The following is a 21,207-nucleotide window of genomic DNA, read 5'->3' on the forward strand; positions in this document are numbered from 1 at the left end:
TCATCACCGACTTTCTTCACAGGAGCCACCGTGGCCATTCCCGTCGTCGATCCCGCCCGCTATGACCAGCAGCTCGAGGCCAAGCGCGAGCGCATCACCCGCGACTTCGCGCACTTCGCGCCGCCGGCGCTCGAGGTCTTCCCCTCGCCGCCGAGCCACTATCGCCAGCGCTGCGAGTTTCGCCTCTGGCACGAGGGGGACGATCTCTTCTACGCCATGTTCGAGGTGGATCCCGAGGATCCCAAGAACAAGACCGTGGTCCGCCTCGACGAGTACCCGGTGGCCAGCCGGCAGATCAACGACCTGATGCCCCGCCTGCTCGAGGCACTGCGCGACAACGACCTGCTGCGCCGGCGACTCTTCCAGGTCGAGTTCCTCACCACCCTCACCGGCGAGGCGCTGGTGACGCTGATCTACCATCGTCGCCTCGACGAGGCCTGGGAGGCAGAGGCGCGGGCCCTGCAGGAGCGGCTCGGCATCATGATCATCGGGCGGGCCCGAAAGCAGCGCCTGGTGCTGGAACGTGACCACGTCTGGGAGCGCCTGACGGTGGGCGATGATGCGCTGGTCTACCAGCAGGTGGAGAACAGCTTCACCCAGCCCAACGCCGAGATCTGCCGCGCGATGCTCGCCTGGGCGCGGGACGTCACCCAGGGGAGCCAAAAGGGCGACCTGGTGGAGCTCTACTGCGGCAACGGCAACTTCACCGTGGCACTCGCCGGCAACTTCCGCCGGGTGCTGGCCACGGAGATCTCGCGCACCTCGGTGGCCAGCGCGCGGATCAACCTCGAGGCCAACGGCATCGACAACGCCGAGGTCGGGCGCATGTCCGCCGAGGAGTTCGCCCAGGCCCTGAAGGGCGAGAAGGGCGGTCGCCGGGTCGCCGAGATGTCCCTCGACGACTACGCCTTCTCCACCGTGCTGGTGGACCCGCCCCGGGCCGGCCTCGACGAGGCGAGCTGCCGGCAGCTCAGCGAATATGAGCGCATCGTCTATATTTCATGCAATCCCGAGACCCTGGCGGAGAACCTCGAGACGCTGACCCGCACCCACGAGATTCGCCGCTTCGCGCTCTTCGACCAGTTTCCCTGGACCCATCACTGCGAATGCGGGGTCCTGCTGGTGCGCCGCGACTGATTCGACCTTGGTCGAAGGCATGGCGGGATTGTCAAGCGGCGATGCGTAACCGACATGCTCCATGAGCGAAAAGGCATGTGGTTGGGGGCGGCTCGGGAAGTGACGTAAGCTGAACGGCGATGCGGCCGGCAGGCCGCCACGTCAAGTTCTCCCGGCCGCTCCCGGCGGCCGCTGGCAGCCGAGGTGATGGATGCAACATGTCTCACACGAGGAGACCCGCGAGGATCTGCTCAAGCAACTCGAGGAGCGGCTGCAAGGCCGTCTGGACGAGGACAAGGCCGCCCAGGTCCATGCCTTCGCCCGCCACTTCTATGCCACGATCCCGCTCGACGACCTGGCCGATCGCCGTCTCGACGACATCTACGGCGCCACGCTCTCCGTGTGGCACTTCCTGCAGCAGTTCGACCCCGCCGATCCCAAGGTGCGGGTCTTCAACCCCGATTTCGAGCAGAACGGCTGGCAGTCCACCCATACCTTCATCGCCGTGCTGCATGAGGACATGCCCTTCCTGGTCGACTCGGTGCGCATCGAGCTGAACCGCCGCGGCATGACCGTGCACGCCATCCACAACGCGGTGCTGGCGACCCAGCGCGATGGCGAGCACCGCCTGGCGCGGGTCACGCCGACCCAGCAGGCCGATGCCCCCGCCAGCCGCGAGTCGCTGATCGCCATCGAGGTGGATCGCCACTCCGACCCGGCGGTGCTCGAGGAGATCGAGGCCAGCCTGCAGGAGGTGCTCTGCGACGTGCGCACCGCCGTGGCCGACTTCGAGCCGATGCGCGACCAGGCCCGGGCGGCCCTGGCCGAGCTCAAGGCCTCGCGACCCGAGCAGATCGACGTCGAGGAGCACCAGGAGGCCACGGCCTTCATCGAGTGGCTGCTCCACGACAACTTCACCTTCCTTGGCTACGACGAATACGTGGTCCATGAGGAGCAGGGGCGGCAGAGCCTCGATCGGGTCGAGCAGAGCGAGCTCGGGGTCTTTCGCCTCGACCAGCCCCGTTACCAGGAGCGCATCCGCACCGACCAGGGCGTCGAAGGCGATCGCTTCGTGCTGGTCCCCCAGCTGCTGTCCTTCGCCAAGAGCGCCCACCACGCGCGCATCCACCGTCCCACCTATCCCGACTACATCTCCATCGATCGCTACGACGATCAGGGGCGGGTGATCGGCGAACGGCGCTTCCTGGGCCTGTTCACCGCCACGGTCTACAACGAGTCGCCGCGCAACGTCCCGATCCTGCGCCGCAAGCTCCAGACCGTGATGGCCAACTCCGGCTTCAATCCCAAGGGCCACAACGGCAAGCACCTGCTGCACATCCTCGAGGTCTATCCCCGCGACGACCTGTTCCAGATCGACACCGACGAGCTGACCCAGACGGCGCTCGGGATCCTCGACATGCGCGAGCGGCGCCGGGTGCGGCTGTTCATCCGCGAGGACCGCTCCGGGCGCTTCTACTCCTGCCTGGCCTTCGTGCCGCGAGACGTCTTCTCCACCGAGCTGCGCCAGCGCATCCAGCAGCTGCTCTGCGAGGAGCTCGATGCCACCTTCGGCGACTTCAACACCTACCTCTCCGAGTCGGTGCTGGCGCGCATCCAGTTCATCCTGCGCTTCAAGGGTGACCGGCCGACCGAGTACGACCTGCGTCGCCTGGAGGCCAAGCTGGCGACCCTGGCGCGCAACTGGCGCGACGACCTGCAGGGCGCGGCCATCGAGGGCTTCGGCGAGGAGCAGGCCAACCTGCTGATGGACCGCTTCCGCGACGCCTTCCCGGCGAGCTATCGCGACGACTTCTCGGCGCGCACCGCGGTCTACGACCTGCAGCACATCAGCGAGCTGGACGACGGCGCCCCGCTGGCCCTCTCCCTCTATCGCCTGGTGGAAGAGGAGGGCAGCGGCGTCAACCTCAAGCTGTTCCACCGCGACCGGCCGATCCCGCTCTCCGACGTGCTGCCGATGATGGAGAACCTGGGACTGCGCGTGATCGGCGAGCGCCCCTATGAGGTGCAGGCCCAGGACGCCAGCTACTGGATCCACGACTTCGACCTGGAGCACCACACCAGCAGCGAGGTCAACCTCCAGGAGATGCGTGCGCCCTTCATCGAGGCCTTCCAGCGCATCTGGAACGGCGAGGCGGACAACGACCCGTTCAACCGGCTGATCATCGGCGCCAACCTCGACTGGCGCGAGGTCGCCATGCTGCGCGGCTACGCCCGCTACCTGAAGCAGATCCGCTTCGGCGTCTCCCAGGACTACATGGCCACCACCCTGGTCAACCATCCGGAGATCACCCGCGAGCTCGTCACCCTGTTCGAGCTGCGCTTCGATCCCAGCGAGCGCCCGCCGGAGGGCGAGGTCGAGGCCTGCACCGCCCGCATCCTGACGCTGCTCGACGACGTCGCCAGCCTCAACGACGACCAGCTGCTGCGCCGCTACATGGAGATGATCCAGGCGACCCAGCGCACCAACTACTACCAGACCGCGCCCGACGGCCGGCAGAAGGACTACATGGCCTTCAAGCTGGAGCCGGCCCGCATCACCGGCATGCCCAAGCCGCGGCCGGCCCACGAGATCTTCGTCTGCTCGCCGCGGGTCGAGGGCGTGCACCTGCGCGGCGGCAAGGTCGCCCGCGGCGGGCTGCGCTGGTCCGATCGCTTCGAGGACTTCCGCACCGAGGTGCTGGGCCTGGTCAAGGCGCAGCAGGTCAAGAACGCGGTGATCGTGCCGGTGGGCGCCAAGGGGGGCTTCGTCTGCAAGCGGATGCCCGAGGGGGCCGATCGCGACGCCATCCAGCAGGAGGGCATCGCCTGCTACAAGATCTTCATCCGCGCGCTGCTCGACGTCACCGACAACCGGGTGGGCGGCGAGATCGTGCCGCCCAGGGACGTGGTGCGCCACGACGATGACGACGCCTACCTGGTGGTGGCCGCCGACAAGGGCACCGCGACCTTCTCCGACATCGCCAACGAGATCTCCGCCGAGTACGGCCACTGGCTGGGCGACGCCTTCGCCTCGGGCGGCGCCAACGGGTACGACCACAAGAAGATGGGCATCACCGCCAAGGGCGCCTGGGAGTCGGTCAAGCGCCACTTCCGCGGCCTGGGGCTGAACACCCAGCAGGACGAGTTCACGGTGGTCGGCATCGGCGACATGGCCGGCGACGTCTTCGGCAACGGCATGCTGCTCTCCGACAAGATCCGCCTGGTGGGCGCCTTCAACCACCTGCACATCTTCGTCGATCCCAATCCGGACGTGGCGGCGAGCTTCGCCGAGCGGCAACGCCTGTTCGACCTGCCGCGCTCCAGCTGGCAGGACTACGATGCCGCGCTGATCTCCGAGGGCGGCGGCATCTTCAGCCGCGCCGCCAAGACCATCCCCATCTCCCGGCAGATGAAGGCGCTGTTCGGCATCAAGGAGGACAAGCTCTCGCCCAACGAGCTGATCCGCGCGATGCTCAAGTCGCACGTCGACCTGCTTTGGAACGGCGGCATCGGCACCTACGTGAAGTGCAGCGAGGAGACCGACGCCCAGGTCGGCGACAAGGCCAACGACGGCCTGCGCATCGACGGTCGCGAGCTCAACTGCCGCGTGGTCGGCGAGGGTGGCAACCTCGGCCTGACCCAGCGGGGCCGCATGGAGGCCGCCGCCAAGGGCGTGCGGGTCAACACCGACTTCATCGACAACGCCGGCGGGGTCAACTGCTCCGACCATGAGGTCAACATCAAGATCCTCATCGACGAGGTGGTCAAGCGCGGCGACATGACCGAGAAGCAGCGCAACAAGCTGCTCGCCGACATGACCGGCGAGGTCTCGGACCTGGTGCTCAAGGACAACTATCGCCAGACCCAGGCGCTGGATCTCGCCGAGCGACTCTCCCGGCAGGGCATCGGGCCCTTCCGGCGCTTCATCAGCGAGCTGGAGGCGGCCGGCCAGATCGACCGCGAGCTGGAGTTCCTGCCCGACGACGAGCAGCTCCAGGAGCGGGCCGCCAACGAGCAGGGCATGCTGCTGCCGGAGCTCTCGGTGCTGATCTCCTACGCCAAGAGCGTGCTCAAGGGCGACCTGATCGCCTCGGACGTGCCGGATGACCCGACCATCGTCAAGTTCGTCGAGCGGATCTTCCCGGCGGTGCTGGTCGAGCGCTACCGCGACGAGGTCTACGAGCACCGGCTGACCCGCGAGATCGTCGCCACCCAGGTGGCCAACGACCTGGTCGACCACATGGGCATCGTCTTCGTGCGCCGGCTGATCGACTCCACCGGCGCCGACCGCGCCGCCATCGCCCGGGCCTACGTGATCGCCCGCGACAGCTTCGCGCTGCCGCGCCTCTGGGAGCAGATCGAGGCGCTGGACAACCAGGTCTCGAGCGCCGTGCAGTACGACATGATGCTCGACCTGATGCGCATGCTGCGGCGCGCGACCCGCTGGTTCCTGCGCAATCGCACCGGCATGAGCACCCAGGAGGCGATCGACTTCTTCGCGCCGCGCCTCGCGCAGCTGCAGGAGAACATCGGCAAGCGCCTGCGCGGCGAGGAGCGCGAGGCCTGGGAGGCCCGTCGCCAGGCGCTGGTGGAGGCCGGCGTGCCGGAGGCCCTGGCCGCCACCGTGGCCGCGGCGAACAGCCTCTACGCGGCGCTGGGCATCATCCAGACGGCGCGCCAGACCCAGGAGAAGCCCCAGCGCGTGGCCGAGGTCTTCTACGAGATCGGCGACCGCCTGGAGCTGCCGTGGATGATCCAGCAGATCACCGAGCTCAAGGTGCGCGACAGCTGGCAGGCCCAGGCCCGGGAAACCTTCCGCGACGACATCGACCGCCAGCAGCTGGCGCTGACCACCAGCGTGCTGGGCATGGAGAACGGGGCCAAGGACTCCACCGAGCGGGTCAGCCAGTGGCTGTCGCTCCACCAGGGCATGCACCAGCGCTGGTGCCGCCTGGTCGAGGAGGTGAGCAGCGGCGCCCACGGTGGCTTCCCGCTGTTCGCGGTGGCGGTGCGCGAGCTGGTCGACCTGGCCGAGAGCAACCGTGCCTGATCCGTCCCCTCGCGCCTGACGACGTCAGGCCCCGAAGACACGAAACCCCGCCGCCGGCGGGGTTTCGTGCGTCTGGGGGCGGCGCCTCGGTGCGATGCCCTGGCGCCGGCCTCAGAGCAGGAAGACGGTGGCGAGCCCCAGGAAGGACATGAAGCCCACCACGTCGGTCACCGTGGTCAGGATCACCGAGCCCGACAGGGCCGGGTCGATGCCCGCGCGCTTGAGCAGCAGCGGGATGACGATGCCGGCGATGCCGGCCGCCAGCATGTTGATGATCAGTGCGGCCGCGATGATGCCGCCGATGGCGACGCTCTCGAACCACACCACCGCCAGGATGGCCACCACCAGCGACCACAGCACGCCGTTGAGGGCGGCGATGCCGATCTCCTTGCGCAGCAGCCATTGGCTGTTGGTGCGGCTGATCTGGCCCAGCGCCAGGCCGCGGATCGCCAGCGTCAGGGTCTGGCTTCCGGCGATGCCGCCCATGCTGGCGACGATCGGCATCAGCACCGCCAGGGCGACGATCTGGTCCAGGGCCGCCTCAAAGCGGCCGATCACCCAGGCGGCCAGGAAGGCCGTCAGCAGGTTGATGCCGAGCCACACGGCGCGGCGCTTGGCGCTGGGCATCACCGGGGCGAAGAGGTCCTCCTCCTCGTCGAGGCCCGCCATGTTCATCAGCGCCTGCTCGGAGTCTTCGCGGATGACGTCGACGATGTCATCGATCAGGATGCGGCCGAGCAGCAGCCCCTGCTCGTCGACCACTGGCGCCGAGACCAGGTCGTGGGTCTGGAAGAGGGTGGCGACATCGCGGGACTTCATGGTCACCTGGATGCTGTCCACCTCGCTGTCCATCAGGTCCGCCACGGCCATCTCCGGATCGTGGGCGACCAGCCGGGCCAGCGGCAGCACGCCGACGAAGCGGCCGTCGCGGTCCACCACCATCAGCAGGTGGGTGTTGTCGGGGACGGCCTCCTTCCAGCGCAGGAAGCGCTGCACCGTCTCCAGGCTGACGTCGGCGCGCACGGCGATGGTATCGGTGCGCATCAGGCGACCGGCGCTGTCCTCCTCGAAGGAGAGGGTCTCCTGGAGCCGGGAGCGCTGCAGCGCGTCCATCGAGCGCAGCATGTCCGCGGCGACCTGCTGGGGCAGGTCCTCGAAGATCTCGGCGAGGTCGGTGGTGTCCAGGCCGGTGGTGGCGGCGACGATCTCGGCGTGGTCCATGTCGTCGATCAGGGTGCCGCGCACCTCGTCGTGCACGTGCAGCAGCACCTCGCCGTCGATCTCGCCCGGTACGCGCTCCCACAGGCGGATACGCGCCTCCGGGGGCAGCGACTCCAGCAGCAGGGCCACTTCCGCGGGCTCGAGGTCTGAGAGGACGTCGTCGACCTGCTCCAGTTGCTCCTTTTCCAGCGCCAGGTGGATCCGCGACAGGCGGTGCTCGAGTGTCTCGGTGGTATCGTTCATGGGCGCTTCCTGGCAAGGGTGCATCGAGGCGGGCGAGCCGCCTCGCGGTGTCCTGAGTCGGAGACTCGTGAGCGCCCAGTAGAGCATAAATGGCGCGGATGATGGAGCCGTGACCCATGACAGAGTTCGCCCGCTGGCGCGTCGTCTCGCGATGGCGGGGCTGGTATACTCTCGCCCCGCTCGCCGCCGCACCAGCCGGTGGCCTCGCGCCCGCCCCATCGCTCGCCACTGCCCAGGAGCCGCCATGTACTCGCTTGCCCGTTCGCTGCTGTTTCGTCTCGATGCCGAGACCGCCCACGGCATGGCGCTCTCCGCCCTGGACCTGGCCGGCCGCGCGGGCCTGGCCTCGCGCCTGGGCGGGGGGCGGGTCGAGGACCCGGTCGAGGTGATGGGGCTGCGCTTTCCCAATCGCGTGGGCCTGGCCGCCGGGCTCGACAAGAACGCCGACCACCTCGATGCCCTGGGCGCGCTGGGCTTTGGCTTCGTCGAGGTGGGCACCGTGACGCCGAGGCCCCAGGACGGCAACCCGAAGCCGCGGCTGTTCCGGCTGCCCGAGGCCGGCGCCATCATCAACCGCATGGGCTTCAACAACGCCGGTGTCGACCACCTGGTGGCCCGGGTCAGGGCGAGCCGCTACGACGGCGTGATCGGCATCAACATCGGCAAGAACCTGACCACGCCGGTGGAGCAGGCGGTGGATGACTACCTGGCCTGCCTCGGCAAGGTGCATGCCCACGCCCACTACATCGCGGTGAACATCTCCTCGCCCAACACCCCCGGGCTTCGCAACCTGCAGTTCGGCGAGCACCTCGATGCGCTGCTCGGGGCCCTGCGCGAGGAGGGGCGCCGGCTCGATCGCCAGAGCGGTCGGCGCGTGCCCCTGGCGGTCAAGATCGCCCCGGACATGAGCGCCGACGAGGTCGGGCTGGTGGCCGGGGCGCTCCAGGCCAACGCCATCGACGCGGTGATCGCCACCAACACCACGATCTCCCGCGAGGCGGTGGCGGGGCTCGAGCATGCCGACGAGCAGGGCGGGCTCTCCGGGCGACCGGTGCTCGAGCCCTCCAACGCGGTGATCCGCGAGCTGCGCCGTCGGCTGCCCGACATGCCGATCATCGGCGTGGGCGGCATCGACAGCGGCGAGGCGGCGCTTTGCAAGATGGCTGCCGGTGCCGACCTGGTGCAGCTCTACTCGGGCTTCATCTATCGCGGCCCGGCGCTGGTGGGCGAGTGCGCCCGGGCGCTCCGGGACCGCGCGGGCCAGGCCTGAGGGGCGGGTGGCATGGGCGGCACCCGCGCACGAAAAAGCCCATGGCAGGGCCATGGGCTTGAGGGGTTCGTCGTCATCGCCGACGAAGGGTTGTTGACCCGGGGAGTCGGGGTCACACCACCATGGGGTTCTTGTGAATGCCTGAGACACCCGTCATGCCGGACCATTGATCCCCACGACCTTCACGCCAACCGCTCATCCAGTATTCGCGTAGATTGATATCCTGGCTGGGACACTCATCGCGGGAACGACCCGAGAGACCCGCCTTGTACCCATGAACATAGGCACGCTGGAAGCGATCACGTTTCTGTCGTTTCATTGGACTACCTCTTGATGAAGGTACCGACGAGAACCCGGTCTCGAGACCGGATTCGTGTTGCTCGGGAGACGTGAATCAGGGCGCGACCAGCGGGCTAGTTCATGCACGGTGATGCTCATGTTCATCGAAGATCCTTTTCTGCGAAAACATGTCGTGCTGAAGCCACGCTGTGAAGGTTGAGACACCGTGCGAACACGGCAGCGCCAAGACACGCTACCCGATGACAGGAACGCATGCGTCATTCAGTAGCTACTCAGTCATTGATAGCCCAGGATGACGACGATTGTCGACTGATGATTTGTAACAAGGCGTTCACCTTTATCGTTACGCCACCATGCCGGCCCGACGCCGCGCCGACGGATATGCCATGACCGAACCGCAAGCTTCACACTCCCTCCGCTTCCTGGCGACCTGCCCCAAGGGCATCGAGCTGCTGCTGGCCGACGAGCTGTCGGCGCTCGGCGCCACCCCCGGCAAGACCACGGTGGCCGGGGTGTTCTTCCAGGCTAGCCTCGAGACGGCCTACCGCGCCTGCCTCTGGTCGCGCCTGGCCAACCGGGTGGTGCTCTGCCTGGCCCGGGAGGAGGGCATCGAGACCCCCGAGGCGCTGCGCGCCGCCGCCGCGGCCATCGACTGGCGCGACCACCTCGCCCCCGGGAAGACCCTGGCGGTGGACTTCCACGGCCGCGCCGAGGCGATCCGGCACACCCGCTTCGGCGCCCAGACCGTCAAGGACGGGGTGGTGGATCGCCTCCACGCCGAGGGGCGGCCGCGGCCCGATATCGACACCCGCCGTCCCGACCTGCGCCTCTACGCGCACCTGCACCGGGGCCGGATGACCCTGGGCGTCGACCTCTCCGGCGACAGCCTGCACCGCCGCGGCTACCGGCGCGACGTCGGTCATGCCCCGCTCAAGGAGAACCTGGCCGCCGCCCTGCTGGTGCGCGCCGGCTGGCCGGCGCTGGCCCGGGAGGGTGCGCCGCTGGTCGACCCGCTGTGCGGCGCCGGCACGCTGCTGATCGAGGCCGCCCTGATGGCCGCCGACATCGCTCCGGGGCTCGCCCGGGAGCGCTTCGGCTTCCACGGCTGGGCCGGCCACGACGAGGGCTGCTGGCGCGAGCTCAGGCGCGAGGCCGAGGCCCGGGCGAGCATCGGGCGCAAGCGCTGCCGCTCGCGGCTCTTCGGCTTCGACGAAAGCCCCCCCGCGCTGGCGGCGGCCAAGGCCAACGCCATGCGCGCCGGCGTGCCGGCGCTGATCGAGCTGACGGGCGCCGCCCTGACCGGGCTTGCGCGCCCCGAGGGGCTGCCCGAGTCGCCCACGGGACTGGTGATGACCAACCCGCCCTACGGCGAGCGCCTGGGCGAGCTGCCGCAGCTGGTGTCGCTCTACGCCCAGCTCGGCGAGCGGGCCAGGGCGGCCTTCCCCGGCTGGCGACTGGCGGTGTTCACCGCCAATCCGGACCTGGGGCATCGCATCGGGCTGCGCGCCCACAAGCACTACTCGCTGAAGAACGGGCCCCTGGACGCCCGGCTCCTGCTGATGGCGGTTCCCGAGCGGGGCGAGGGCGACGCCGGGGCGCGTGGCGAAGGGGCAGGCTCGGGCGCGCCGGCCGCCGCCGAGGCCCCCCCGGCACGCTCCGAGGGCGCGCAGATGTTCGCCAATCGCCTGGAGAAGAACCGCAAGCGGTTGAAGAAGTGGCTCAAGAAGAGCGGCGAGAGCTGCTACCGGCTCTATGACGCCGACATGCCCGAGTACGCCCTGGCCATCGATGTCTACGGGGATCGCGTGCACGTCCAGGAGTACGCGCCGCCCCGCTCCGTGGATGCCGCCCAGGCCCAGAAGCGCCTCTTCGAGGCGCTGGGCGTGGTTCCCGAGGTGCTCGGCATCGACCCGGGCCGCATCGTGATCAAGCGGCGCGAGCGCCAGAGCGGCAAGGAGCAGTACCGCAAGCAGGCGGCCAGCGGCGAGCGCTTCGAGGTGCGCGAGGGAAGGGCGCGGCTGTGGGTCAACCTGCGCGACTACCTCGATACCGGCCTGTTCCTCGACCACCGGCCCGTGCGGCGCATGCTCGGCGAGATGGCCGTCGGCAAGCGCTTCCTCAACCTCTTCTGCTATACCGCCACGGCCACCGTGCAGGCGGCCCTGGGGCCACAGCAGGAGGGCGCCGAGCCGGGCGGCGCCAGCGACAGCATCAGCGTCGATCTCTCCAACACCTACCTGGAGTGGGCGCGGGACAATTTCGCCCTTAACCGGCTCGACCCGAGCCGCCACCGGGTGGTGCGCGACGACTGCCTGCGCTGGCTCGAGACGGCCGGCGGCGAATTCGACCTGATCTTCATGGACCCGCCGACCTTCTCGAACTCGAAGAAGATGACCGACACCCTGGACGTGCAGCGCGACCACGGCCGGCTGGTGCGCCTGGCCATGGCGCGCCTGGCGCCCGGCGGTACCCTGGTGTTCTCCAACAACCAGCGTCGCTTCAGGCTCGATGCGGATCTCGCCGAGCAGTATCGGGTCGAGGAGATCTCGGCGAAGACCTTCGATCCGGATTTCTCTCGTAACCCGGACCTGCACCACTGCTTCTTGATCCGTCACCGGGAGGACGCATGATTCGCCTCAAGCTCTACACCACCCTGGGGTGTCATCTCTGCGAGCAGCTCGAGGCGCTGCTCGCGATGCTCTGCGCCGTGCCGTATCGGCTCGAGCGGGTCGAGATCAGCGACGATGACGCCCTGGTCGAGCGCTACGGGGTGCGTATCCCGGTGCTGGTGGACGAGGCGGGGGAGGAGCTGGATCGCGGCATGGCGCCCGAGCGCCTGGCCGCCTGGCTGGCGGCGCGGGGCTGGCGGGACGAGGCGGCCTGGCAGGCGCTCGAGCGTCGGCTGAACGGCGAGGCGATGCCCGAGGCGGCGACGAGAACGGCGCCGGAAGAGACGAAGGGGGCGACCCTGCGCGGCGGGCGGCGCTACCTGGGTTAGGCGCGGCCGCTGCGGTCGGCGGCCAGGGGCTGGGCGGGCGCGCCTAGAGCGAGTCCAGCAGCGAGAGCTGGCTGACGGCGTCGCGCCCCTCGGCGCTCTCGGCCTCCACCTCCAGCACCTTGTGGAAGCCCCGGGAGCTGAGGATGGTGGCCTCGTCGGCCAGCCACATCATCGCCTGCCCGTGGTCGTCGGCCAGGCGGTGCTTCAGGCCGCCGAACTGGGTGCCGATCTGGCCCCAGGCGCGGCTGAAGATCCAGTCGCCGAACATGTCCTGATGGACATGCACCAGCACATAGTCATGGTCGGTTTCCCAGCGGACGATCACGGCGGCTCCCGAGGTGGCGGGTCGCGCGTTCGGCGCGGCCCGGTTGTCGTATGGCGATATTGTAAGGGCTTGGGCACACTGAACAAGTCGCAGCGCCGTGGAAGTCAGGAGTCCCCCATGAAAATCGTCGTCGATGCCAATGTTCCCGCCGCCGAGGCCTGCTTCGGCGCCCTGGGCGAGGTGGTCCGCGTGCCGGGGCGCGAGATCGTCCCGGCGACGCTCGCCGCGGCCGATGCCCTGGTGGTGCGCTCCATCACCCGGGTCGATGCGGCCCTGATCGGCGAGGCGAGGCGCGCGGGCTCGCCGCTGCGTTTCGTCGGCACCTGTACCATCGGCACCGACCACGTCGACCGCCGTGCCCTGGCGGATCACGACATCGCCTTCGAGAGCGCCCCCGGCTGCAACGCCGAGGCGGTAGTGGACTACGTGCTGGCAAGCCTTGCAACCCTGGCCGAGCGCCAGGATTTTCGACTCCTCGAGCGCCGCGTCGGCATCGTCGGCGTGGGCAACGTCGGCGGGCGCCTGCTGTCGCGGCTCACCGCCATGGGCGTCGACTGCCTGGCCTGCGACCCGCCTAGGGTGGAAGCAGGGAGCGTCGAGTCGGAGGGCCTGGCCGGCTTCCACGACCTGGATACCCTGATCGACGAGTGTGACGTGCTCTGCCTGCATACGCCGCTGGTCAGTGACGGCCCCCACGCCACCCATCACCTGCTGGATGCCCAGCGTATCGCCGCCCTGGCGCCGGGCACGCTGCTGCTCAATGCCGGGCGCGGCGACTGCGTGGACGGCCGGGCCCTGCGACAGCGCCTGGCGGGGCAGGGCGATATCACGGCGGTGCTCGACGTCTGGGAGCAGGAGCCCGCCATCGACGCCGCCCTGGCCGATCTCGCCGAGATCGCCACGCCGCACATCGCCGGCTACAGCCTGGACGGCAAGCTGCGCGGCACCCACCACATCTACCGCGCCCTGGCCCATCACGTCGGCCTGCCGGCGCGCCTGAGCCTTGACGACCTGGCCCCGCCACCGCCGGTGACGCGGCTCGCACTCGAGGGAGGCCTCTCGCCCGAGGAGGCGCTGCGGCTCTGCCTGCGCGCCGTCTACGACCCGCGCCGCGACCACGACAGCCTGCATCGCGAGGCGCGCCGCCAGGGCATGGCCAAGGGCTTCGACGGCTGCCGGGCCCGCTATCCGCTGCGCCGGGAGGCGTCCTCCCTCGAGATCGCCCTGGGCGAGGGCGCGCGGGAATTCGAGCCGCTGCTGGCGGGGGCGGGGTTTCGGGTGGAGAGTTAGCGCCGAGCCGGCCGGTGACGGGCGGCGGGTAACGAGGCACAAACGAAAAACCCCACCGGGCTGGCTCCCTGGTGGGGTGTCGTGCTCCCTGCGGGTTGTCACTCGAGCCTGAGGCCCGCTTGGCCGCTTACTGCCGGTAGGCGGCTTCCTTGAGGGCGCGGATACGATCGTCCAGCGGCGGGTGGCTGGCGAACAGCCGCTCCATCAGCGAGCGGGTCTGGCCCTTGGTGATGGCCATGGCGCGCAGGGTGTCGGGCATCTGGTCGGGCATCTCGGTCTCGGCCTTGAGCCGTGCCAGGGCGTTGATCATGGCGCCGCTGCCGGCCAGCTGAGCGCCGGCGCTGTCGGCCCGGTACTCCCGGAAGCGCGAGAACCAGGCGACGATGGCCGAGGCGATCAGGCCGAAGACGACCTCGGCGACCATCACCACCGCGAAGTAGCCCATGAAGCCGAGACCACCCTCGCCGTCGCTGCGGCTCTTGAGGAAGCCGTCGATCAGGTGGGCGACCACCCGCGCGAAGAACATCACGAAGGTGTTGAGCACCCCCTGCACCAGCGCCAGGGTCACCATGTCGCCATTGGCCACGTGGCCGATCTCGTGGGCCAGCACCGCGCGCACCTCCTCGGGGCGCATGCGGTTGAGCAGGCCGGCGGAGACCGCCACCAGGGCGTCGTCCTTGTTCCAGCCGGTGGCGAAGGCGTTGGACTGCTGGGCCGGGAAGATGCCGACCTCGGGCATCTTGATGCCGGCGTCCCGGGCGAGCTCGCCCACCGTGTCGATGAGCCACTGCTCGGTGCTGTTGGAGGGCTGCTCGATGATCACCGTGCCGGTGCTGCGCTTGGCCATCCACTTGGAGATGAACAGCGAGACCAGCGAGCCGGCCATGCCGAAGATGAAGCAGAAGATCAGCAGGGCATTGAAGTTCATGCCCTGGGCGGTCAGGTAGCTCTCCACGCCCAGCAGGCGCAGGGTGATGCTGGCCACCAGGATCACCGCCAGGTTGGTGCCCAGGAACAGCAGGATTCTCATCATTGCCGGAATTCTCCAGTCGTCGGTAGGAGGGGGGCCGCGGTCGCGGCCTGGACAAGCTGTTGCTTAGATACGGGCTGGCCCGCCGGGTTTCAAGCGGCGGGCTAGTATCGCCTCGGCTACTGGCGATAGCGCGACAGGAAGCGCGCGAAACGGTCCAGGGCATCCTCCAGCTGGTCGGCCCAGGGCAGGGTGACGATGCGCACGTGATCGGGCTCGGGCCAGTTGAAGGCCGTGCCCTGGACCAGCAGGATCTTCTCCTGCAGCAGCAGGTCGAGCACCAGCTGCTGGTCGTCCTGGATGTTGAACACCTTGGGGTCGAGCCTCGGGAAGGCGTAGAGCGCCCCCTTGGGCCGGGTGCAGCTGACCCCGGGAATCGCATTGAGCTTCTCGACGGTGATGTCGCGCTGGGCGAGCAGGCGCCCGCCGGGCAGGATCAGGTCGTTGATCGACTGGTAGCCGCCGAGCGCCGTCTGGATGGCATGCTGCGCCGGCACGTTGGCGCACAGGCGCATCGAGGCCAGCATGGTCAGCCCCTGGATGAAGTCGGCGGCGCGCTGCTTGGCGATGTTGCCCGAGAGGATCATCCAGCCGCTGCGAAAGCCGGCGCAGCGGTAGCTCTTGGAGAGCCCGTTCATGGTCACCACCAGCTGGTCGTCGCCGGCCAGTGCCCCGGTGGAGACGTGCTCGACCCCATCGTAGAGGATCTTGTCGTAGATCTCGTCGGAGAACACCACCAGGTCGTGCTCCCGGGCGATCTCGAGGAGTTCGCGTACCACCGCCGGCGGGTAGACGGCGCCGGTGGGGTTGTTGGGGTTGATGATCACGATGGCCCGGGTGTGGGCGGTCACCTTGGCGCGGATATCGTCCATGTCCGGCGCCCAGTCGGCCTGCTCGTCGCACCGGTAGTGCACGGCGTGGCCGCCCGAGAGATTGGCGGCGGCGGTCCACAGCGGGTAGTCCGGGGCCGGGATCAGCACCTCGTCGCCGTCGTTGAGCAGCGACTGTAGCGCCATCACGATCAGTTCCGAGACGCCGTTGCCGATGTAGATGTCCTCGATGCCGACCCCGGGAATGGCCTTGCGCTGGCACTCCTGCATGATCGCCTTGCGCGCCGAGTAGAGCCCCTTGGAATCGCAGTAGCCCTGGGCGGTGGGAAGGTTGCGCATCACGTCCTGGAGGATCTCCTCCGGTGCCTCGAAGCCGAACGGCGCGGGGTTGCCGATGTTCAGCTTGAGGATGCGCTGGCCTTCCTCCTCCAGCCGCTTGGCGTGCTCGAGCACCGGGCCGCGGATGTCGTAGCAGACGTTCTCGAGCTTGTGCGATTTCCTGATCGGGGGGGTATCCATGGGCGCTGAATCCAGTGATGTCCGTGTGCCGCCTCTGGCGGGCGGTCGTTGTTCGTCGGCGTCGCCTGCGATTATGCGGGTTCGGCCTCGTCGCCACCATCCTCGCGGGGTGCTTCCTCCGGCTCCGGCTCGGGCGGGATGTCCGCCGGGGTCTCCAGGGTCAGGCGGCCGAGCTTGCCGTCGCGCAGCTCGTGGAGCAGTACCTCGGCGCCGCGGTGCAGGTCGACCTCGCCGCCGGCGCGCAGGCCGCCGCGCTTTGACGCGATCTCGCTGAGGATGGCATGGCCGTCGTAGCCGCACAGGGCCAGCAGGTCGACTCGCTCGGGGCCGTCGGCCTCCACCTGGTCGGCGTCGGGGTGCGCCGTATAGGCCGGCAGCGACTTGAGCTTGTAGCGCGCGCTGAGCGCCTCGGGATAGCGGCGGGCCAGCTCGGCGGCGGCGACCACGGCGACGTCGACGTAGTCGATGGCGGTGTCGCGGATGGCGCCGCTCGCCGCCAGGCGGTGGGCGCTCGCCTGATCCTCGATCTTCGGCCACAGCACCCCGGGGGTATCGATCAGCGCTACCCGGCCGCCGATGCGCACCTTCTGCTGGCGCTTGGTGACGGCAGGCTCGTTGCCGGTCTTGGCGATGGTGCGCCCGGCCAGGCCGTTGATCAGCGTCGACTTGCCGACGTTGGGGATGCCCATGACCATCACCCGCACGTCGCGGTCGGCGCGCACCTGGCCGGCCAGCTCGTGGCACAGCTTGGGGATGCGCTTGAGCTCGCGGGCCTGGGTGGTGGTCACGGCCAGGGCCCGGGTGTCGGCCTGGGCGTCGAAGAAGGCCGTCCACTCGCGGGTGCGCTCGGGGTCGGCCAGGTCGGCGCGCGAGAGGATCTTGAGTACCGGCTTGTGGCGCGTCAGCTCGGCGAGCATGGGGTTGGCGCTGGAGTAGGGCAGACGGGCGTCGAGCACCTCGATCACCACGTCGATCTCCGGCAGCGCCTCGAGGATCTGCCGGCGCGCCTTGTTCATGTGTCCCGGAAACCAGCCGAGCATCGAGCCTCTCCTGCGTGAGCGTGAATAAAAACGGCCGCCCATCATAGCAGATGGACGGCCGTCGCCGAGCGGGGCGCTCGAGGGGCTGGGCTACTCGCCGGCGTGGAAGGCGATCGCCACCGAGTTGATGCAGTAGCGAAGCCCGGTGGTCTCCGGCGGGCCGTCGGGGAAGACGTGGCCGAGGTGGGCGTCGCAGCGGGCGCAGGTCACCTCGGTGCGCTGCATGCCGTGGCTGGTGTCGGCGTGCTCCTCGACGCACTTCGGCGTGAAGGGGCGGTCGAAGCTCGGCCAGCCGCAGCCGGCGTTGAACTTGTGCTCGTTCTCGAACAGCGGCGCATTGCAGCACACGCAGTGGTAGATGCCGTGCTCGTCGCTCACATGGTACTTGCCGCTGAATGCCGGTTCGGTGCCTTTCTCGCGGGTGACGCGGTACTGCTCCGGCGTCAGCTGCTCACGCCACTCGGCGTCGCTCTTGTGGATCTTGCTGCGCATGGCCTCTCTCCTCATTGCGTCGTGGAGCCGGCGGCAGGCTCGGCGTCTCGCCCTCATTCTGACATCTCACGGGGCGGGGGTTTCCAGTCGCGGCCCGTGACAGGTCACGCGATATCAACGAGCGACGAGAGGTGCTTGACACACCCCGGGGGTGTCGGTAATATTCGCCGCACCTCGACGAGGCGAGCCAATGCGTCCCATTCGTCTAGTGGTCCAGGACACCGCCCTTTCACGGCGGTAACAGGGGTTCGAACCCCCTATGGGACGCCACTCGATTCGTTCAGGTGCCGGAGTGCGGGAATAGCTCAGTGGTAGAGCATCGCCTTGCCAAGGCGAGGGTCGGGAGTTCGAATCTCCTTTCCCGCTCCATCTTTCCTCGGGAAGAGCGTAGTTTGAAGGTACAATTTGCGTCCCATTCGTCTAGTGGTCTAGGACACCGCCCTTTCACGGCGGTAACAGGGGTTCGAACCCCCTATGGGACGCCACCTTCGACATCCGGTGGCAACACAGTGCGAGAAGACCAAGCGGGAATAGCTCAGTGGTAGAGCATCGCCTTGCCAAGGCGAGGGTCGGGAGTTCGAATCTCCTTTCCCGCTCCATTCGCTCTTTCGAGTGATGATTGCGTCCCATTCGTCTAGTGGCCTAGGACACCGCCCTTTCACGGCGGTAACAGGGGTTCGAACCCCCTATGGGACGCCACTTCTCTCAAGCACGTACCAGATAAGCGGGAATAGCTCAGTGGTAGAGCATCGCCTTGCCAAGGCGAGGGTCGGGAGTTCGAATCTCCTTTCCCGCTCCAATCTTGTTAAGTACTCCCTATCGGTTAGGCCAAGGCTCGGGTCATGAGCTGGGGCGCCAGTCCGATCGAATCTCCTTTCCCGCTCCAATCTTGTTAAGTACTCCCTATCGGACAAGCCAAGGCTCGCGTCGTGAGCTGGGGCGCCAGTCCGATCGCATCTCCTTTCCCGCTCCAATCTTGTTAAGTACTCCCTATCGGATAGGCCAAGGCTCGGGTCATGAGCTGGGGCGCCAGTCCGGCTGATGGCAGCCCCATCGCATCTCCTTTCCCGCTCCAATCTTGCATGACCCTCCCAGATATCGATCATGAGTCAAGGCGCCCGCCTGGCTGGTGATGTTTCGTCGTATCTCGTTTTCCGCATCCACCAGATGCCATGACCTCTCCGGTCAGACCACGTCGCCCGTCACGAGCCATCACGCCACCCCGGCTGTTGCTGCCTGTCCGAATGCGCTATGGTGGCCCCAGACACGGGGTGCGGCCACGGCCGCTGAGATGATACCCGTCGAACCTGATCCAGTTCACACTGGCGAAGGGATGTCGGCCGGCTCCAGCGCGGCGTCCCTTGCCGCGTCGCAAGGAGTTCTCATGGCCGTTTCCTCTCTCCCCCTCGATCAGCAGGTGGTGCTCGTCACCGGCGGCGCCCGCGGTCTCGGTGCCCGACTGACCCGGGCCTTCCTCGATCAGGGCGCCCGCGTGGTGATCAACTACTACCAGAGCCGTGAGGCCGCCGAGACGCTGGTGAAGGAAGCCCCGGAGCGGGCCCTGGCCGTGCAGGCCGACGTGCGCGATCCCGAGGCGGTCAAGGAGCTGTTCGAGCAGGCGCAGGCCCACTTCGGCGCCCCGGTCACCACCGTGGTCAACAACGCCCTGCCCGACTTCACCTTCAACGGCGATGCGCGGCCCGGCGCCGACGCGCTGGACTGGTCGCACCTCCAGCAGCAGCTCGAGGGGGTCAACCGGGGCGCGCTCAATACCATCCAGGCGGCGCTGGCCGGCATGCGCGAGCAGGGCGGCGGGCGCATCATCAACGTCGGCACCAACCTCTTCCAGAATCCCGTCGTGCCCTATCACGACTACACCGCCGGCAAGGCCGCGCTGCTCTCGCTGACCCGCACCCTCGCCAATGACCTGGGGCCCGACAACATCACCGTGAACATGATCTCCGGCGGCCTGCTGCGCACCACCGATGCGTCCAGCGCGACCCCGGAGGCGGTCTTCGATCTGATCGCCCAGAACACCCCGCTGCGCCGGGTGACCACGCCGGAGGAGTTCGCCGACGCGGCGCTGTTCTTCGCCTCGCCCTGGGCGAGGGCGGTCACCGGTCAGAACCTGATCGTCGACGGCGGGCTGGTGAAAGGATGATGCAACCACGAAGCCCCGACGAGACGCTGCACCTCAACCTGTTCGTGATGGGCGCCGGCCACCACCGCGCGGCCTGGCGCCACCCCGACTCCAGCGCCGAGCGGCTCGGCGACATCGCCTACTACGAGTCCCTGGCCCGCACCGCCGAGCGCGGCAAGCTGGATGCGGTGTTCTTCGCCGACGGCATGAGCGCCGGCAGCGTGGAGGACGGCTTCAACTGGCATCTCGAGCCGCTGACCGCGCTCTCCGCCATGAGTCGCGCCACCCGACATATCGGCCTGATCAGCACGCTCTCCAGCACCTTCTACACGCCCTTCCACGCGGCCCGGCTGGTGGGCTCGCTGGACCACATCTCCGGTGGGCGCGTGGGCTGGAACGTGGTGACCTCGATGTTCGACAGCGAGGCGCGCAACCACGGCTATCAAGCCATGCCAGCGCACGCCGAGCGCTACGCCCGCGCCGAGGAGTTCGTGCAGACGGTGCTGGCTCTCTGGGACAGCTGGGCCGATGACGCCATCGAGCGCGACCGACACGGGCGCTATGCCGACCCGGACAAGGTGCAGAAGATCCACCATCACGGCAAGCACTTCCTGGTGGACGGGCCCCTGAATCTGCCGCGCCCGCCCCAGGGCCATCCGGTGCTGGTGCAGGCGGGCGCCTCCTCCCAGGGGCGCGACCTGGCGGCGCGCTATGCCGAGGCGATCTACGCGGTCGCCTACGACCTCGCGACCGCCCAGGACTACTACCGAGACATCAAGGATCGGGTGGCGGCGGCCGGGCGTACCGCGCCGGTGCCGATCCTGCCGGGACTCGTCACCTACGTCGGCTCCACCATGGAGGAGGCCCGGGCCAAGCAGCGCGCGCTGGACGAGTGCCTGCCGGTGGCGGCCTCGCTGCGCCAGCTGGGGCTGTTCATCGAGCAGGACTGCAGTGACTGGGAGCTGGACGCGCCGGTGCCGCCGCTGCCGCCGCTCGCCGAGTTCCGCGGCCCCCAGGGCCGCTACGCCACCATCCTGCGCATCATCGAGACCGAGCGGCCGACCCTGCGCCAGCTGCTCGGGCGGCTCGCCGCCGGCGGCGGCCACTGCACCATGATCGGCACCCCGGAGAGCATCGTCGACGAGATGGAGCGCTGGTTCCACGGCCGCGGCGCGGACGGCTTCAACCTGATGCCGCCGTCGCTGCCCGGCGGGATCGAGGACTTCGTCGACCAGGTGGTGCCGGAGCTGCAGCGCCGCGGCCTCTTCCGCGAGGCGTACACCACCACCACCCTGCGCGGCCACCTCGGCCTCGAACGCCCGCCGGGCTGAACCTCCTGGCGA

General features: G+C 68.6%; 15 protein-coding genes, 6 tRNA genes and 1 riboswitch. Of the genes, 14 read left to right on the top strand and 7 right to left on the bottom strand.

All coding sequences use genetic code 11. From position 1 onward, the window contains the following. Positions 1–30 precede the first annotated feature (30 nt). Positions 31–1,137 carry a tRNA (uridine(54)-C5)-methyltransferase TrmA gene (gene trmA, locus FIU83_RS04795; RefSeq protein ID WP_152483008.1) on the top strand — a complete coding sequence of 369 codons (1,107 nt, stop codon included), beginning with the start codon at positions 31–33 and terminating at the stop codon, positions 1,135–1,137. 190 nt (positions 1,138–1,327) lie between these two features. After that, a complete protein-coding gene (locus FIU83_RS04800; protein WP_152483009.1) occupies positions 1,328–6,166 on the top strand; it encodes an NAD-glutamate dehydrogenase in 4,839 nt (1,612 codons plus the stop codon). 111 nt (positions 6,167–6,277) lie between these two features. Here FIU83_RS04800 and mgtE read toward each other — a convergent pair whose 3' ends face one another. Then, the gene (gene mgtE, locus FIU83_RS04805) at positions 6,278–7,630 is read right to left on the bottom strand and encodes a magnesium transporter (RefSeq protein WP_152483010.1); all 1,353 of its coding nucleotides are present in this window, start codon (positions 7,628–7,630) and stop codon (positions 6,278–6,280) included. 244 nt (positions 7,631–7,874) lie between these two features. Between mgtE and FIU83_RS04810 the strand changes: the two genes are divergently transcribed. Continuing rightward, positions 7,875–8,900 (top strand): quinone-dependent dihydroorotate dehydrogenase, encoded by a 1,026-nt coding sequence (locus tag FIU83_RS04810; protein ID WP_152483011.1) that lies wholly within the window; start codon positions 7,875–7,877, stop codon positions 8,898–8,900. A 112-nt stretch (positions 8,901–9,012) separates the two neighbouring features. On the opposite strand, the gene rmf is transcribed toward FIU83_RS04810, so the two are convergent. Beyond that, positions 9,013–9,219: a ribosome modulation factor gene (gene rmf / locus FIU83_RS04815; protein WP_089847892.1), complete on the bottom strand. Its 207-nt coding sequence runs from the start codon at positions 9,217–9,219 to the stop codon at positions 9,013–9,015. Between the two features lie 367 nt (positions 9,220–9,586). Here rmf and rlmKL point away from each other — a divergent pair, with 367 nt between their 5' ends. Together rlmKL and FIU83_RS04825 are read left to right on the top strand one after the other, a co-directional pair. Next, a complete protein-coding gene (gene rlmKL / locus FIU83_RS04820; RefSeq protein ID WP_152483012.1) occupies positions 9,587–11,830 on the top strand; it encodes a bifunctional 23S rRNA (guanine(2069)-N(7))-methyltransferase RlmK/23S rRNA (guanine(2445)-N(2))-methyltransferase RlmL in 2,244 nt (747 codons plus the stop codon). Beyond that, entirely contained in the window at positions 11,827–12,198 is a 372-nt protein-coding gene (locus FIU83_RS04825; protein WP_152483013.1) for a glutaredoxin family protein, read from the top strand. The genes rlmKL and FIU83_RS04825 overlap by 4 nt, the downstream gene beginning before the upstream one ends. A 43-nt stretch (positions 12,199–12,241) precedes the next feature. Here the strand turns inward: FIU83_RS04825 and FIU83_RS04830 are convergent, their stop codons facing one another. After that, positions 12,242–12,523, bottom strand: a complete 282-nt coding sequence (locus tag FIU83_RS04830) for a hypothetical protein (RefSeq protein WP_152483014.1) — start codon at positions 12,521–12,523, stop codon at positions 12,242–12,244. Between the two features lie 117 nt (positions 12,524–12,640). On the opposite strand from FIU83_RS04830, the gene pdxB reads away from it, so the two are divergent. Then, positions 12,641–13,813, top strand: a complete 1,173-nt coding sequence (pdxB, locus tag FIU83_RS04835; RefSeq protein ID WP_152483015.1) for a 4-phosphoerythronate dehydrogenase PdxB — start codon at positions 12,641–12,643, stop codon at positions 13,811–13,813. 127 nt (positions 13,814–13,940) lie between these two features. On the opposite strand, the gene htpX is transcribed toward pdxB, so the two are convergent. The 4 genes from htpX to msrB form a co-directional block, all read right to left on the bottom strand. Continuing rightward, positions 13,941–14,846: a protease HtpX gene (htpX, locus tag FIU83_RS04840; RefSeq protein ID WP_152483016.1), complete on the bottom strand. Its 906-nt coding sequence runs from the start codon at positions 14,844–14,846 to the stop codon at positions 13,941–13,943. 116 nt (positions 14,847–14,962) lie between these two features. Continuing rightward, a complete protein-coding gene (locus tag FIU83_RS04845; RefSeq protein ID WP_152483017.1) occupies positions 14,963–16,192 on the bottom strand; it encodes a pyridoxal phosphate-dependent aminotransferase in 1,230 nt (409 codons plus the stop codon). Between the two features lie 71 nt (positions 16,193–16,263). Then, positions 16,264–17,232 carry a ribosome biogenesis GTPase YlqF gene (gene ylqF / locus FIU83_RS04850; RefSeq protein ID WP_152483018.1) on the bottom strand — a complete coding sequence of 323 codons (969 nt, stop codon included), beginning with the start codon at positions 17,230–17,232 and terminating at the stop codon, positions 16,264–16,266. A 90-nt stretch (positions 17,233–17,322) separates the two neighbouring features. After that, a complete protein-coding gene (gene msrB / locus FIU83_RS04855) occupies positions 17,323–17,724 on the bottom strand; it encodes a peptide-methionine (R)-S-oxide reductase MsrB (RefSeq protein WP_152483019.1) in 402 nt (133 codons plus the stop codon). 194 nt (positions 17,725–17,918) lie between these two features. On the opposite strand from msrB, the gene FIU83_RS04860 reads away from it, so the two are divergent. From FIU83_RS04860 to FIU83_RS04895, 8 genes are all read left to right on the top strand, one after another. Continuing rightward, positions 17,919–17,994 (top strand) — tRNA-Glu (locus FIU83_RS04860). Between the two features lie 24 nt (positions 17,995–18,018). Continuing rightward, positions 18,019–18,093, top strand: a tRNA-Gly gene (locus FIU83_RS04865). A gap of 40 nt (positions 18,094–18,133) precedes the next feature. Next, positions 18,134–18,209, top strand: a tRNA-Glu gene (locus tag FIU83_RS04870). 39 nt (positions 18,210–18,248) lie between these two features. After that, positions 18,249–18,323, top strand: a tRNA-Gly gene (locus tag FIU83_RS04875). Positions 18,324–18,347: 24 nt separating this feature from the next. Next, positions 18,348–18,423: transfer RNA gene (locus tag FIU83_RS04880), tRNA-Glu, on the top strand. Positions 18,424–18,448: 25 nt separating this feature from the next. After that, a tRNA-Gly gene (locus FIU83_RS04885) sits at positions 18,449–18,523 on the top strand. 458 nt (positions 18,524–18,981) lie between these two features. Then, positions 18,982–19,075: riboswitch (TPP riboswitch) on the top strand. A 33-nt stretch (positions 19,076–19,108) separates the two neighbouring features. Beyond that, a complete protein-coding gene (locus tag FIU83_RS04890; protein ID WP_152483020.1) occupies positions 19,109–19,885 on the top strand; it encodes a 3-oxoacyl-ACP reductase in 777 nt (258 codons plus the stop codon). Beyond that, a complete protein-coding gene (locus FIU83_RS04895; RefSeq protein WP_253939540.1) occupies positions 19,882–21,195 on the top strand; it encodes an LLM class flavin-dependent oxidoreductase in 1,314 nt (437 codons plus the stop codon). The genes FIU83_RS04890 and FIU83_RS04895 overlap by 4 nt, the downstream gene beginning before the upstream one ends. Positions 21,196–21,207: the final 12 nt, after the last annotated feature.

The sequence above is a fragment of the Halomonas sp. THAF5a genome (assembly GCF_009363755.1).
Lineage (GTDB): Bacteria > Pseudomonadota > Gammaproteobacteria > Pseudomonadales > Halomonadaceae > Halomonas.